The organism is Mucilaginibacter sediminis (genome assembly GCF_051903035.1).
GTDB lineage: Bacteria > Bacteroidota > Bacteroidia > Sphingobacteriales > Sphingobacteriaceae > Mucilaginibacter.
The window spans coordinates 807312-820693 of record NZ_CP170602.1; the positions used below are offsets into that span (position 1 = coordinate 807312).

Consider the following 13382-nt stretch of genomic DNA (forward strand, 5'->3'; position numbering starts at 1 on the left):
ACAATTAACTATCTTTACCGTTGATAATACTCTTGTAAATGAGCAAAAAGCGCAATATAAAACCAATGTATATTTCCTATTTGGAAATTGAGAATATTAAATGCTTTGGAAAAAAACAAAAACTCGACCTGAAAAGTATTGATGGTACCATATCTCCGTGGACATTGATATTAGGGAATAATGGTGTTGGTAAAACTACTTTACTCAAATGTGTTGCCTGGATGGATACAGCTGAGGAAACAGATAAGAAGAAAAAAAATGATGCTAAAATAAAGGGAGATAAAATCGCCGTAAAATCATCAATGGACGCTTTGGAAAGTGATACAGACTATGAGCAATTAGCGCGTATCGGCGGTGAAGTCATCAGTACTGTGAAAGCGCAAATGACCATTGGAACAGAGCTAGGCAGTATTCCGAAGGAAAGTGACTTTTTAGAATATTCAATATCTTTTAAAACGAATAACGGAAAACTGGAGGAAGTTACTCCTACTTTAACAGGTGTTGATGAATTTCATGCCCCTTATATCTACGGCTATAGTGCGGGTCGCCATATGGAGCTAAAGAACACAGAAAGACTTGAATTAGCCGACCCTGTAGGTAACCTCTTTTCAGAAACAGGTGAATTATTTGACGCGGAAGATCAATTACTGAACTATGATTATACAGCCATTCAGGAAGGGCCAAACGCAAAAGAGGCAATATTCCTGGAAAACATAAAGACATTACTTGTATCCTTATTACCGGGAGTTGAATCGACCAAATCTATAAAGACTTACGCTAAGACCCGAACCGTAAAGATTAAGACAACCGATGGCGAGGTACCCCTTAATAATATGAGTTTGGGTTATAAAACCATGGTGGCCTGGATCGTTGACCTCGCCTTAAAGATGTTAGCTCAAAACCCGGACAGCAAAAACCCACTTGAAGAACCGGCTATTGTTATCATTGATGAGATTGACCTTCACTTACATCCGAGCTGGCAGCGGTTGATCAGGGAAAAACTTACGGGTACTTTCAAACGCACTCAGTTCATTTGCACTGCCCATAGTCCTTTTATGGCACAGGCTTCCGAAGCGGAAAATTTATGTGTTCTCAATCGTGGTGAAAATGAAGTATTAATTCAAAATGAACCTTTAATTGTTAAGGGTTGGAGGCTTGGTCAGATCGTTACAAGCGAGCTTTTTGGCCTAGGAAGCGACAGGTCTCCATTTGCTGAAAAGACCATCGAACAGCGTCGCATGCTTATCGATAAAAATAACTTGACCGCAAACGAAAAAGAACAATTAAATTCTTTGAATGACCAAATTGACAGTCTTCCACTTGAAGGAGGTGATGAAGATGATAAAATAATGCAACAGATCAGAGAAGCAGCCAAGATGTTAAAAGAAAAAGGTATCATCAAATGATCAAAATCAACAAAGGTGCAGCACCGGTTGCACTTGCGAGGGCTAAAACCAGGTACGATGGCATCAATAATCCACTATACGTTGCCAATAGGCGTGCTTACAATAATGGTACTTCAACCTTTTCATTCACGGCGGCTTATAAATCAGACTCTGTAAAATTAACACTGACTGCCAGGCAACATGGTAAATGCGCATTTTCTGAGGCAAAATTTGTTCACGATGACTTCCATGTAGAACACTTCCGTCCTAAAGGAATGGTCGAGGCATGGCCTTCGGGCGTAGCAACTTATCCAGGATATTATTGGATGGCTTATGATTGGGATAACCTTTTTTTAGCTAAATCGACGTTAAATAGCGCATTAAAACGTAATTTTTTTCCGTTGGTAGGACGTGTGCGGAGAAATCGGAATCATCTTGACACTAGGGTCGAAAATAATTTATTGATAAATCCGGGAACTGAAAATCCAAGGTCATTTATCCGATTTGAAAATGAAGAGATTAAGGGTATTAACAGAAGAGGTAAACAAAATATAGAATTATTAGGCCTGCGCAGTCCGCAATTGGATGAAGCACGTCGTAACCTATATCGCAAACTTGTAAATATCAGAGATGCTGTTGACCTGCTGTTAGAAAGTGGTGTGCCACTAACGCATCCAAAAATCAGTGAGTTTAGAACGACTTTACAGGAGGCTATTTTACCAGAAGCCGAATTTAGCTCCATGGCAATAGATTTGCTGACAGGTTGGCCCCATCTTTAGTTAAGCTGCTACACTTATCAAAATTTTGCAACATTTTAAATTCTTCGTAAATATCGGTTATCCTATAAGATAGTTGCGTTCTAGTCCGATTATCTATTGAAGGATTATTATTGAGTATTTTAAAGAACTCTTGAATGGCCCTGAACACAAATATCCCGTGTAGAACGCCATTTAACGGCCGTTGTTCATCCCGCCAAGGCGAGTAAAAAGTCTCTGCCAAATCTGATCGAATTAAAACAATATGCTGTTGGATCAGGCTTAATTTTAGATGCATTGCCTCATGTAAAATTCCTTCTGCTACGCGAAGAGAGGAAGTATTATCATTGTTTATGCAAACTGATACAAATATCGTGAAGGGCAAATTTGGGTGGCTGTAACTGGTATCATAATCCGGGCCTTCGCTGGCTATGATTTGAATACAATTGACCAGACTGGTTATACAATTGATACACTCAGGTACGGATGCTAACAGCAATAAAGCGGCTTTCAATTTAGTTGCTGCCTTTTCTTTAATTAATTGCCGTTTACTTAAAGGTAATAAGCCATGTTCTTCGTAAAATTCGGCTAGGCCAATTTCATCTGGTTCTTCCAGGTAGATTGCATTACGTCCATATGTTGCTAAGAATTGTTTACCCACCTCCGCATCCTGGCCGGTCAAGACCTTTGTAGTGGAATAGGCAGGCCGATCATGTATCCCCGCGCTTTCCAATTTCAGGTACGCCGAATTAACCAGCTTGGCAGTGAGTTCGTTTTCCCAAAGCGGGAAAGGCTGCCGGATAAAATGATCAATATCGGATTTAAACTGTTCAGTCAACAGCATTGAAAGTGTAAACTAATGTATAACGGGTAAAATCATGCACGGCAGAAACGGCATGGTAAGACCGATCTGATATTTCGAAGCCAATACCTGTATTGTGCAATGGTCGAATGATCTTGGCCACATCCGTTGGCGCTTTGGAGTTAAACAACATTAAGTAACCGCCTTTTTCATCGCTCCAGTGATCATTAATCTGAACAACCAGGCGGTGGGTTTCGGCGCTGCCGATGAAATCATTATGTACGCCCATTTTGTGACCATTGATCAATTTGTGCACTGTAATATCAATCACTTTTAATGACTTGCCGAAATGAGCTCCAAAATTTTCTGAAAGGTAATTTAATGTGGCTTCACGATTTAAAAACTTTAGCGGTTCCGGTAGGTCTAAGCTAACCAGGCTAAATTCATATTGTGTGTAAAAATTAGTTTTGGTGAATGACCACAGATCCGTGGTTTCAAACCATGCCAAGAGTTCGGTTGCGCTGTCATTCAGAAGCACCCGATCTATACTAAAATGCGGGAAAGGATTTTCACTCGTTACTATTCCAGCTAACGGTATTTCGGTGACCTCAGGCAACGTTTCCATATATCTTCTCCAGTGCGCTTTTCATTTCGTCTACCAACAGCATTTGATCGGCACAGTAAACGGAAATATTATTAAATTCAGTTTCTTTTTTCCAGCGGTGTAAGATCATGCCACCTCCGCAAAGGTCAAGATATGGACAACGCAGGCATTTTTCGTTAGAAGGTCGTTGCATTTCCCGATAAGCCGTAAATGCGGGAGAGCTGACAAAATCGAATAGATTCCGATCTGTAATATTAACCCGTCGTTCAAATTGATCAGCACCATTGAACGCGCTTTTCAGCGTATCATTCTTTGTCAATGAGCCATCCGTGTCGATGATTAAAATACCAAAATCAGTAACACCTAAGCCCTCTTTGCTAACCATGCCACCTAATAGCACTTTGAGCATATCATCCAATACGCGTATTGGCAGAGGGTTATGGTCGGCCAAGTAAATTTTAAGCAATTCCGACATCCAGCTTCCATATTCGGTAGAATACAAGGCTTTTTTACCAAAGGGGAGGCGGTCGTGATTGCCATCTCTATATAGGAAATCTACACTCGGTGCATCCAATGATTTAAAAAAACGGTAAACTTCTCCGGGGTCAGAAAACGGGTCGATCACAGCTAATAGTCCGGCATTTAAGAAAAGATGATCAGGATGTGATTTTAAAATTTCATAACCTTTGATCACCGCCTCAAAAGTACCGCCACCGGCATGATCTACGCGCCATTGGTCGTGCACCTCTTTCGGGCCGTCAATACTCACTGCAACGCTGGCGCGATGAAAAGAACATATGTCCAAGATTTCGTTGCTGATTAGTACGCCATTGGTTTGGATACTGATAGTAAAGTCTTGCGTCAGGGAATTTCTCAGGGTAGCCAGCAAATAATTTAAACGCTGCGCTCCCAACAAAAACGGCTCGCCGCCGTGTAATACGACACTAAATGGCTTACCCTGAAGGTCTGCCACCTTTTTAAGTTCTTGTGCAGTGGCTTCAATTGTTTCCGGGCTCATGAACTTGCCCATCCGTGACCAATTATCATCGCCCATATGATAAACATAGCAATAGGTACAGTCTATATTGCACCTGCTGGCTACTTTTAACAATACGGTATCGATCAATGCTTCCAAGATTAATGTTATCTCCCGCGGTTATGGCGGTTATGGGTTCTGTTGTAGGAATGGATGCGGTTTTGGTTCTCAAAATCGATCTCGCCGATTAGGCGTATTAACACTTCGTTATCCATTTTGGTATGATCGATAACGATTTGCTGGGTCTGTTGTTCCCCGGCATTGTTTTGAAGTTTTTCCTCGTTATTTTGTTCCATAAAAGCCTCGATTAGCAGGTAAAGTTATGGATAAAAATAGCCTTATTTTTTTTATTTCGTAATGGTTTGATTTTTAGTTATTTATTTACGGTTGTTGTTTTGTGTTATTTCTGCTGATGTTTTCTGATAATTTTGTTTTTCTGTTTTGTATTTGGACTTCTATTTTTGGTAATCAACTTATTATCAATTATATAATGTTTGTCTTTTTGTTTGTTGATTTCGTGATCCTGCGTTTCATCGCTACGTTCATTATTTTGAAAAATAGCATCATATTTTCTAAAACCCGAAATCCTTGATTTTTTATTTAATTTTATCAAAAAGAACTATGCTTAATAATCTACTTACCCAACAACTAAAAGGCGAATTTACAAGGCAATCCGGCGATAAACTGACCGCAGATAATAACCCGGCCGATTTCGCGGTATTTCTTTATGAGAAGCAACTCAAAGCTATCGCCGAAACTGTAACAGAAGAATTAACGAAAACCCCGGCAGCGAAGCCGTATTTGGATAGTTTTCAGAAAAACCTCCAGCATAAATTAGGCTCATCTTTTTAACTCATCCTTTAATGACACCAGCTGAAGAACTACTAAAAACCTTAACACCGAAAAGACTCCAAGAGTTTGGCGCGATAGCCGTGCTTGCCGGTAGTATCGAATTTTGGCTGGAAAGAGTAATCTGGTCGTTGACTGGTGAAGACGTTGAAGCAAAAAAGCCTTCTACTGACACGCTCCCGGTGTCCATATTGATCGATAGGCTACTTACCGCTTCAATCAAGATCGCTGATAACGATCTAAAAGCAGCAATTAATCTTTGGTCGCAAATCGCCAAACCCGCATTTCGGTGCAGAAATTCGATATTGCATGGCCTGGGAGTGATGTATGGTGAAGTTAATGCTGCGTTTATGACAAATACAAAGTGGGAAGGTGAACTTAGGAAACGTGGTAGTTCCTCTTTCCACGTAAATGAACGCACAACGACCTTGCTCAGCGCGATTTTTCAAATGCTGCTGGACGCGATTATCGCTATTAGATTGGTTTTAGCTAAAGAAAAGAATGCTAACCAATTTTTCACTAGGGATTATGTAGCCATCATGCAAGAACGCCGATCAGAAGCTAACGAAATTGTTGACCTGGCCACGGCTGTCAATCATGAAAAATATTAATTAGCCACAGCACTCTCACGTTTTCTTCAAATCAGATACGGGATAGATAATATTGGAAGTTTCTGTTCCTGGGATTCCCTTCAAAGTCTACTTCATAAAACTTTAAATCCGCTACCGGAATGGGGTTTAATAAGCGGAAATTGCAATATTGCAGTCGTTCAAATTGTTCGGGAATAGGAAGTGCCGGGAATTCATTTCGTAATTTTTGCAGTAATTGACCGGCTTCCTTGCCGTTCTCCAAAATTAGATCAACGTCGGACACTCCATTTACTTCGATCATAACCGGCTTGGCCGATATCGCTAAATACCGGCGAATATCTAACACATCAAGTTCCGCTGGAATATCGGGCTCTCTACCCGCATGAATAAGGACACTTATAAGGATCAAACACTTTTCTAGGATCTCGCTGCCTACGGTATTCATGCAGGCATAATACGCCGCCCGCATTTGACTTGCCGAAACGTAGATCCCTTCATGGCGGTAGTTTAAAGTCAGGCCGTGGTATTCAAGATCGCCTTGAGCAATGGATGCTTCTATAGAAGCTCGGTTTATATCCAATGATGGGTGGCTGATATCCCAATGCCGAATCTCCGCGTAAAGGAATTTTAAAAGGTCAATCAATTTCCAATCAGTACTTGGGTTAATCGCACCGAGGCCGGTAGCACGGATGGAATCCAAAAAAATGGTCGAGGTGCCGTGCCAGAAACTACTCCCGTTCCAAGTCAAATTGTTAAGCATTGTTTCCGAGTGTAGGGTTAGTTAAGCATTAAAATAGCCATGCAAGGCGACTAGTGTATTATAAACTATTTTACTTTGCAACTCATCTGTAAAATATTCAGCAGGATCTATGGCGTCCAAATTCATTTTGAAAGTAAGAAAGCCACTCTGAGCACCCACCTCTCGGAAAACAATGGTCGGTAAGCCGTCAATAACTGTAGCCATTGCACCATCGATGTCTGCTTTGCTCCGCTCAGGCTCCATGGCGATCAGTTCCGGCACCAAGCGCGGCACCCATTCCACCAGCGTTTGAAAGATCGTACCTGCCAGTTTCACACCGGAATTATTTTCAGCGTAAGCCAGGATACCTTTATTGAACGCATAAGCACATACCACTTCCAAAAGATCCCAAAACTCAATTCCTAGTGAAAAATACCCGCTGATGAGGTGGTTAAGATACCGATGCACCGGATGGTCTTTCTTAAATTCAGCATAAAGTTCCAATTGTAATAAAGTTGACAAGGCCATATCCAGATCAAACTCAATGTCGATCAAACTTTGAAAGTTAACATTTTTATAAAGTGGTGTTTTGTCCTGTAATAATGGATAAGCACTCGCAAAGTCCAAATTTTTTAATCTGATCAGATGGTAAAGACTACGGCTGTCATTGCTAAGTTCGATCCTGTAATTAAAGAAATTTTCAGCCTGCTCTTTCAGTTCCTGATGGTCAGGCCAATATTTAGCTAAAAGATTGGATTTAAAATTTAGGAAGTAAGGGTTAGAACCGGAGAAATTCAACCCATAGTCGATCCAATATAATGCTGATTTAAGATTGCCAACCTGTTCATAGGCCTCAGCCACCCAAAACAATCCGTTGATGTAAACTTGAGTTAAGTTATTTTTAGTGGAAAGAACTTGTTCAAAATAGGTAAGTGCTTCTTTGTATTTGCCAAAATTTTGTGCCAGTGCTACCCCTTTACTAAAAAGAGCAGGCTGTAAACCGGGGTTAATTGACAATGCGGTATCATAACATTTCAGCTCATCTTCAAAATCCCCAAAATAGCCATGTTGAGTACCGAGGTTTTTCCAGGCTTGCGCAGCGTTGGGGTCTTTTTGTAAACTGATCCGATATAGTTTGATCGCTTTCTCGTGGTCATGCAAAGCACCTAACGTATTGGCATAATTATAATAGATCATCGCCGGAGCAGTCGGTGATATAGAATCTTTAAATAGGTCTCGTGCCTGTATGATCTTTCCCTTGTCACCATCATTCATCCCATATTCGGCAAGTATACAGGCCTTCATCTGCAATAAATTCTCCGTGGTTTTAATTTTAACAAGCTCATTGATGATGCTCAACGCCTCATGATAACGAAACGTTTGATAAAGACTCCAGCAAAGTGCTTGCTCAATATTAAAATTCCCAAAACCATCCCGAATGAGGTGACGGAATAAATAGACCGCCTGCTCGAAATCATTATCATAATAGACTTTCCAGGCTGCTAACTCCACATTGTTGTGAATCTTTGAAATGTCAAATCCATCTATAAATGTTCTGTTGCTAAAGATGAGCTGAACATCATTAACAATATTTCCCCACTGTATATCTTTCACCAGCCTGGTTTTTGGCAAATTAACCGTATATTCCTTATTTCCTTTAGACAGATCAACATCCAAGTCATCTACCCACGCCCAATAAGCTTCATCTGCTTCAGCCTCATAAACAACTATCATCACTGGCTCCAAGCGGACTTTATAATAACTTAGCGTCGTATGCTTTATCACAGCCTTTGCAAAATCGCCTTTACTTCTTTTGTTATGCCCTTTTAGCTGGATCGAAAAGTTAAGCCCGGTAACCTGATTGTTAACAGCGATCTCCACCTGATAATCTATGCCGTAATCCATACCTGGAACGGTATAAAACCATTCATCGGGTATATGTCTTTCTAAATATTTCTTGGCTTTGGTGTCGGTGATATGTTCATCAGGGCGTTTAGGTTTGGTCATGGTGCGAAGGGTAAAAGTCAAATATAAGAAAACAGACGGTGCAATTTCGTATCTTTAAGGATGCCCGAACCCTCTAAAATATTCGCGAAAGATTCCATCACCCGGAAGGAACTATTTCATATCAAAAAAAGTGTCAGCCGCAATGATTTTACAGCATGGTTAAAGAATAACTTTCAGGCTATCCGTTGTTATCATGCCAGCCGGCCTACGGATCTAACCAGCTATTTTCTGCATGGCCTTCGGCCGAGTGACCTTAACCAGTCGCTTGCCTCTTTTCATCAACTTTTAAAAGAAGTAAATTATTCGGGAGACGTTAATGTGCAGGAAACCATGGAACTTTTTCAGGGAAAGAGTGATCGCTTCATCTATGTTATTTTAGACAAGTACGATTTTATCGACCATGCACTTATATGACCGGATCAAGGGCGCTTCCGGTACGTTCAATCAAATGTTAAATGACATATTTTTCAATTACACGCTGATCATCGAAAACTATATCCCTGCCAATTGTATAGTCGGACATGAGCATCCTACTGAGCGTGTTCAAGATTTTCATGGCGGGGGCTATTATCAAAACTCCATTAATAGTTGTCCATTCTGTCAGCAAGGCTAATGATAGCCTGTAATATATTTCCAGCAAACGCCCCTTGTTTACACCGCTAAAAATAATCAGCAATGTAAACAGGGGGCGTATCGGGCGGGCGTAGCCCGCCGCCGGGCAATTTTAAAAAATCTTAATCCCTATCTTATCAGGTACAAAATAATTGCAACTATAATCAGCAGCATGCCAATAAGGTTAAGTAACCTTTCCAAATTGGTAATTATTAAAGCCCGGGCATAGGTGTTAAAATATTGCAGGCCTGCAACACCACGGCGATTAAATCTGCGCCTGCCGATGGTGTAGCATATCAACAGGCCGATCACTAAAAGCACTATCGCATAAATGGTCAGGTGGTTGATATGGTGTGTTAAATATTTCATGGCTAATGGTTTTAATAAAATGGGGCTTGCGCCCCATAAATCAGTTTAAAATCAGTTGCGTTTCGCCTGTTCGTTCAAATTGCTGGCAAAGGTGAAAGGCGGTTTGTGTTTTGTTAAACCCGTTGCCAAACAAGATAGATTTTAGTTTGGCCTCTTCACTTTTATAGGATTTGACATTTTGCATGTAACCGCTGATAGCGTTGTATGCCCCAAACAGCGTTCCCCTTGTAGTGTCGGTTTGTTGTGTTGGGTGGCTAAATGCAAACTCGCAAACCTTTTCAACGGTATTCAAAAACTGGCTGGAAAATTCGTCCATATTTTCGCCGTCTATCACCTTCTGCAATACTTCCTTACTCGGCGCCATTGCCTTTTGCACCAATTTTAGAACCTCTTTATCCGTAATATGGATAAGTGCCCAACGGTTGAATATCCCGTTTAACTGGTCGCTCATGGTGTTAGATATTCCCATCACCTGATGAGCTTGTTTTAAACGCTCCTGTACGCTTTGCGTGTGGCGTATTTTTACGCAGTTGGACATGTTACCCAATGCAGCATGTAATGTGTTGTTACAAACGATGCGGGTGGGTGTAAACGCTGCGGTAATACTGCCGTAACCATCGTGCGAAGTGGTTAAAAAGAGATATTTCTCTATCAGGTCGTCATTGCCTACTTTAATGTAACCCGGCAATTTGGCGGTAATAAATATGCGCTCACCGTTGCCCAACGCCCCGCAAGTTTCGTACAAAATGCCATCCCCACCGCCTACAATAGCATCAAAGAAACTGAACGCATCACGGTTCTGTACAACTTCGTAATCATTACCCACTACGCCTAAAATCTGCTCGCTATCCGTGCGCACGGTTGCGTAATAATTCGGTACATCAACCCGCCATTCCATCACCACATCGTTATCCTCTGTTTCAGGGCTGGTATCATCGCCAAAGGTAAACAGGTTACGTTTTTCTACGGTATAGTCCAGACCTGCGTATTTTATCGCTTCGCTACTGGTGGGGTAATGGTCGATAATTTGACCTAAGTTGTGCCAGGCTTTTTCCTTTACGCTCATAAAGCTGTGTTTGCCTGTTTTCTCGTTAAAATTTATCTGATGTGCCATGATATTATGATTTTAGTTTATAATCCATTATTTCCGTTTCTATAATTTTGACGGTTTCTGTATCGGTTACCGTGCAAACCGAATTATTCTGTATTTCGTATATGGCGTCATGTACCTTAACATGCGTGTGCTCGATGCGCACTTTCACCAATAAATAAATATTATCCTCCATCTCTTAAAACTGGTAAGTGTTCAAAAACTCGGTTAATTCAAGCTGGAAGCGTGCGGGGTTCTCTTTGGCCAGTTGCTCGGCGTAGCCTTCCCAAAAAATTTGGTCGGTCAACTCTATAAATTGCTGGTACATCTTAATTCCTGTTTTTTGTGAAACCTTAAAAAATGCCCCCGCCAAAGCAGGGGCATAGATTTTTTAGTTAGCGGGAAAAATGATATTTCCTTCAATTTCGGCCAGTTTGTTATCGCAGGCATCATAGATGAATTGCGTAACCAAACGGATAAGCCCCGGTGTTGTGGTCACAAATTCACGGTTCTTATCATCTTTGATAATCAGTTTGCAACCCTGAAATGGATTGTCGTTCAATTCGTCCGCTTCCTGTGTCAAAGCCACTTCAAAGGCTTCCAGTTGTTTTTTGCGGGTTATCAGGTTTACCCGTTGCGTGGCTAAACGGTGCAGGTTTTCCACGTCTTTGATGCGTTGCTCCACGTTGCGTGGTGGCATGATGTAACGGATTTCCTTTTGTGGTTCTTCCGCTACCTGCTGCTCTTGCTGTTCGGGTGCAGGGTTAGCGGGTTGGTTATCCACTGCAACGGTAGTATCGGGCGTTGCTTCGGCGGTTTGGGTTGCCTCAACTTCCGCAGCAACGGCGGGTTTTTCATCTTTTGCGGGTTCATCTTGTTTGGCTTCCTTTCCTGTGATGTTCGGGCGGTTCTCGGTTCTTGGTGCGTTTGTGTTTTTTGCGTTAGTACCTTGTACCTGTTTTGCATTTTTTTCTGCTGTTTTCATTTTGCTTAGCATTAAAGAGTTAAAAAATTTGTTCGTTAATTCTTCTCTTTCGCCCCTTTCCCGTAAAAGCTTTTTCCAAAAGAAAAAGGAGAAAAAGAAAGCGGAATTTTCCAGGCACGTCACGCGGCAAAAAGGAAACGGAATAATTGGAGGGGACCCTTTGGGGAGGCAGCCGTTTATGCCGTAGTCTTTTTGCCTACTGCAAACGATCTTCGGCTAACAGTGCCGAATTTTGTTTTCTTTTACTCGTTTTGATTTTGTGAATAGCTGTCCAAAAAGCTATCTACTGGTAGTGTTTCGCAAGTGCGGAGGCATTCGGGACTTATGGCCTGAATGGCGATGCTTTTGCGCTAAATGGGCGGACGTTTTGAGCGAGAGCGAAAATCAGCCGCTTGCGGTAAGGATCGCAGCGGCATCCTGCGTGGCAGATAGAGCGGAGAGCCTGGGCCATAGGCACCGCATTAAAAATTGAAATTTTGGAAATGGAGTTTGAATTATAAAATATTCGGATATTGCAGGCTGTGGATCAGCAGACCTTTAAGCATATTAACCAGATACTGGCACGGGATAATAAGTCGTCGACGTATAAGTTCGCATTGCTCAGGGGGACCATCGAACTGATAGAGGATAACTCGCCGTTTATAATCATCAAAGATAGTAGGGCACATTTTCCGCTTGATCTACTCGTTGAAAAGTGGCTGCTGTATTATTACCCCTTGGTGAATGTACCGCAGATCAATAATAGTACGCAGTTGGCTTTCGCGGGGCTCTTGAAGGTGATTGTAAGTTATTACGAATTACGGGGTGGTTTTTCGGCGTTCTATAGAGACCTGAAACATATACCGGCGGAGATCGCCCCGACCTTTGCATTGTTGAAGAAGAAGTTGGCGGCGACGATCACGCAGATGCCCATGAAATATATCGGCACGTCGATCTACAATAAGTTCTATTGCATTTATGAGTATGAGCGCGGCACTTTTTCTATACCCGTTGAATATTATGAAGCCTTCCAGGTGCTCGGCAGTTTTATCAACGGAACGGATGCCATTCTTTTTAAATGGGCTGAATTCTCCGTACAGGCCTCGGGCAAAACCCTGACCACTACCCAGGTGCTTAATGAAGTATTGCGAAGCCCCGTCACCGAACGGGATATTGCTGAGTCAAAATCCCTATACAAAAGCGTCCTCCAAACCGACGGTAAGGTTCGCTGCGTCTGGAGCGGCGATACCATCAACCGCTATGATATCGACCATATCATCCCCTTTACCATCTGGAGGAACAACGACCTGTGGAACTTGCTGCCGGCAAGGCCCGACTTGAATAACCAAAAACGGGACAAAATACCCAGCCCCACCCTCATCGAGAACCGGCGGGAACTCATCACTCACTACTGGGGCCTCCTGCATATGCACAAACCGCAACGGTTCCGCAAAGAACTCCAGACCGCCCTCCTCGGTTACAATAACACAAGCGACTGGCATGAACCAGCAATCACCCAACTGAAAAACAGCTGTGATTACCTGATTACGACGAGGGGATTTGAGGGTTGGAACGGTTAA

17 protein-coding genes are annotated in these 13382 nt (G+C 42.0%); 6 read left to right on the forward strand and 11 right to left on the reverse strand.

What is annotated here, in order from left to right; genetic code table 11:
- Positions 1 to 38: 38 nt before the first annotated feature.
- Both ACFGVS_RS03070 and ACFGVS_RS03075 read left to right on the forward strand, forming a co-directional pair.
- Positions 39 to 1406, forward strand: coding sequence for an AAA family ATPase (locus ACFGVS_RS03070; protein ID WP_439697396.1), 1368 nt, complete (start codon positions 39 to 41; stop codon positions 1404 to 1406).
- Positions 1403 to 2164 carry a hypothetical protein gene (locus ACFGVS_RS03075; protein ID WP_439697397.1) on the forward strand — a complete coding sequence of 254 codons (762 nt, stop codon included), beginning with the start codon at positions 1403 to 1405 and terminating at the stop codon, positions 2162 to 2164. Before ACFGVS_RS03070 ends, ACFGVS_RS03075 begins: the two co-directional genes overlap by 4 nt.
- On the opposite strand, the gene ACFGVS_RS03080 is transcribed toward ACFGVS_RS03075, so the two are convergent.
- The 4 genes from ACFGVS_RS03080 to yhhA are packed head-to-tail and all read right to left on the reverse strand — an operon-like array spanning position 2118 to position 4878.
- Positions 2118 to 2984: an aKG-HExxH-type peptide beta-hydroxylase gene (locus ACFGVS_RS03080; RefSeq protein WP_439697398.1), complete on the reverse strand. Its 867-nt coding sequence runs from the start codon at positions 2982 to 2984 to the stop codon at positions 2118 to 2120. The genes ACFGVS_RS03075 and ACFGVS_RS03080 overlap by 47 nt on opposite strands.
- Entirely contained in the window at positions 2971 to 3567 is a 597-nt protein-coding gene (yhhC, locus tag ACFGVS_RS03085; protein ID WP_439697399.1) for a cyclophane-containing peptide 2OG-Fe(II) oxygenase YhhC, read from the reverse strand. Before yhhC ends, ACFGVS_RS03080 begins: the two co-directional genes overlap by 14 nt.
- Positions 3551 to 4681: a cyclophane-forming radical SAM/SPASM peptide maturase YhhB gene (gene yhhB, locus ACFGVS_RS03090; RefSeq protein WP_439697400.1), complete on the reverse strand. Its 1131-nt coding sequence runs from the start codon at positions 4679 to 4681 to the stop codon at positions 3551 to 3553. Before yhhB ends, yhhC begins: the two co-directional genes overlap by 17 nt.
- 8 nt (positions 4682 to 4689) lie before the next feature.
- On the reverse strand, positions 4690 to 4878 hold the full coding sequence (yhhA, locus tag ACFGVS_RS03095; protein ID WP_439697401.1) for a YhhA family cyclophane-containing RiPP: 189 nt from the start codon (positions 4876 to 4878) through the stop codon (positions 4690 to 4692).
- A gap of 325 nt (positions 4879 to 5203) precedes the next feature.
- On the opposite strand from yhhA, the gene ACFGVS_RS03100 reads away from it, so the two are divergent.
- Positions 5204 to 5434 carry a hypothetical protein gene (locus ACFGVS_RS03100; protein WP_439697402.1) on the forward strand — a complete coding sequence of 77 codons (231 nt, stop codon included), beginning with the start codon at positions 5204 to 5206 and terminating at the stop codon, positions 5432 to 5434.
- A gap of 11 nt (positions 5435 to 5445) precedes the next feature.
- The gene (locus ACFGVS_RS03105) at positions 5446 to 6042 is read left to right on the forward strand and encodes a hypothetical protein (protein ID WP_439697403.1); all 597 of its coding nucleotides are present in this window, start codon (positions 5446 to 5448) and stop codon (positions 6040 to 6042) included.
- Between the two features lie 31 nt (positions 6043 to 6073).
- On the opposite strand, the gene ACFGVS_RS03110 is transcribed toward ACFGVS_RS03105, so the two are convergent.
- On the reverse strand, positions 6074 to 6781 hold the full coding sequence (locus ACFGVS_RS03110; protein ID WP_439697404.1) for a hypothetical protein: 708 nt from the start codon (positions 6779 to 6781) through the stop codon (positions 6074 to 6076).
- Positions 6782 to 6802: 21 nt separating this feature from the next.
- A complete protein-coding gene (locus ACFGVS_RS03115; protein WP_439697405.1) occupies positions 6803 to 8767 on the reverse strand; it encodes a DUF4365 domain-containing protein in 1965 nt (654 codons plus the stop codon).
- A gap of 60 nt (positions 8768 to 8827) precedes the next feature.
- Here ACFGVS_RS03115 and ACFGVS_RS03120 point away from each other — a divergent pair, with 60 nt between their 5' ends.
- A complete protein-coding gene (locus ACFGVS_RS03120) occupies positions 8828 to 9181 on the forward strand; it encodes a hypothetical protein (protein ID WP_439697406.1) in 354 nt (117 codons plus the stop codon).
- A gap of 327 nt (positions 9182 to 9508) precedes the next feature.
- On the opposite strand, the gene ACFGVS_RS03125 is transcribed toward ACFGVS_RS03120, so the two are convergent.
- The 5 genes from ACFGVS_RS03125 to ACFGVS_RS03145 form a co-directional block, all read right to left on the reverse strand.
- On the reverse strand, positions 9509 to 9748 hold the full coding sequence (locus ACFGVS_RS03125) for a hypothetical protein (RefSeq protein ID WP_439697407.1): 240 nt from the start codon (positions 9746 to 9748) through the stop codon (positions 9509 to 9511).
- Between the two features lie 40 nt (positions 9749 to 9788).
- A complete protein-coding gene (locus ACFGVS_RS03130; protein WP_439697408.1) occupies positions 9789 to 10862 on the reverse strand; it encodes a DUF932 domain-containing protein in 1074 nt (357 codons plus the stop codon).
- 4 nt (positions 10863 to 10866) lie between these two features.
- Positions 10867 to 11034 carry a hypothetical protein gene (locus tag ACFGVS_RS03135; RefSeq protein WP_439697409.1) on the reverse strand — a complete coding sequence of 56 codons (168 nt, stop codon included), beginning with the start codon at positions 11032 to 11034 and terminating at the stop codon, positions 10867 to 10869.
- Between the two features lie 3 nt (positions 11035 to 11037).
- Positions 11038 to 11166, reverse strand: a complete 129-nt coding sequence (locus ACFGVS_RS03140; protein WP_439697410.1) for a hypothetical protein — start codon at positions 11164 to 11166, stop codon at positions 11038 to 11040.
- A 63-nt stretch (positions 11167 to 11229) separates the two neighbouring features.
- Complete coding sequence (locus tag ACFGVS_RS03145; RefSeq protein ID WP_439697411.1) at positions 11230 to 11823, reverse strand: hypothetical protein; 594 nt, start codon at positions 11821 to 11823, stop codon at positions 11230 to 11232.
- Between the two features lie 521 nt (positions 11824 to 12344).
- Between ACFGVS_RS03145 and ACFGVS_RS03150 the strand changes: the two genes are divergently transcribed.
- The gene (locus ACFGVS_RS03150) at positions 12345 to 13382 is read left to right on the forward strand and encodes an HNH endonuclease domain-containing protein (RefSeq protein ID WP_439699231.1); all 1038 of its coding nucleotides are present in this window, start codon (positions 12345 to 12347) and stop codon (positions 13380 to 13382) included.

Bases quoted from the DNA above. Each gene is read 5' to 3' on its own strand.
- ACFGVS_RS03070 (WP_439697396.1), top strand. From the start codon at position 39: ATGAGCAAAAAGCGCAATATAAAACCAATGTATATTTCCTATTTGGAA.
- ACFGVS_RS03145 (WP_439697411.1), bottom strand. From the start codon at position 11,823: ATGAAAACAGCAGAAAAAAATGCAAAACAGGTACAAGGTACTAACGCA.
- ACFGVS_RS03110 (WP_439697404.1), bottom strand. From the start codon at position 6,781: ATGCTTAACAATTTGACTTGGAACGGGAGTAGTTTCTGGCACGGCACC.
- yhhA (WP_439697401.1), bottom strand. From the start codon at position 4,878: ATGGAACAAAATAACGAGGAAAAACTTCAAAACAATGCCGGGGAACAA.
- ACFGVS_RS03130 (WP_439697408.1), bottom strand. From the start codon at position 10,862: ATGGCACATCAGATAAATTTTAACGAGAAAACAGGCAAACACAGCTTT.
- ACFGVS_RS03105 (WP_439697403.1), top strand. From the start codon at position 5,446: ATGACACCAGCTGAAGAACTACTAAAAACCTTAACACCGAAAAGACTC.
- ACFGVS_RS03080 (WP_439697398.1), bottom strand. From the start codon at position 2,984: ATGCTGTTGACTGAACAGTTTAAATCCGATATTGATCATTTTATCCGG.
- ACFGVS_RS03115 (WP_439697405.1), bottom strand. From the start codon at position 8,767: ATGACCAAACCTAAACGCCCTGATGAACATATCACCGACACCAAAGCC.
- ACFGVS_RS03140 (WP_439697410.1), bottom strand. From the start codon at position 11,166: ATGTACCAGCAATTTATAGAGTTGACCGACCAAATTTTTTGGGAAGGC.
- ACFGVS_RS03075 (WP_439697397.1), top strand. From the start codon at position 1,403: ATGATCAAAATCAACAAAGGTGCAGCACCGGTTGCACTTGCGAGGGCT.
- ACFGVS_RS03100 (WP_439697402.1), top strand. From the start codon at position 5,204: ATGCTTAATAATCTACTTACCCAACAACTAAAAGGCGAATTTACAAGG.
- ACFGVS_RS03120 (WP_439697406.1), top strand. From the start codon at position 8,828: ATGCCCGAACCCTCTAAAATATTCGCGAAAGATTCCATCACCCGGAAG.
- ACFGVS_RS03125 (WP_439697407.1), bottom strand. From the start codon at position 9,748: ATGAAATATTTAACACACCATATCAACCACCTGACCATTTATGCGATA.
- yhhC (WP_439697399.1), bottom strand. From the start codon at position 3,567: ATGGAAACGTTGCCTGAGGTCACCGAAATACCGTTAGCTGGAATAGTA.
- ACFGVS_RS03135 (WP_439697409.1), bottom strand. From the start codon at position 11,034: ATGGAGGATAATATTTATTTATTGGTGAAAGTGCGCATCGAGCACACG.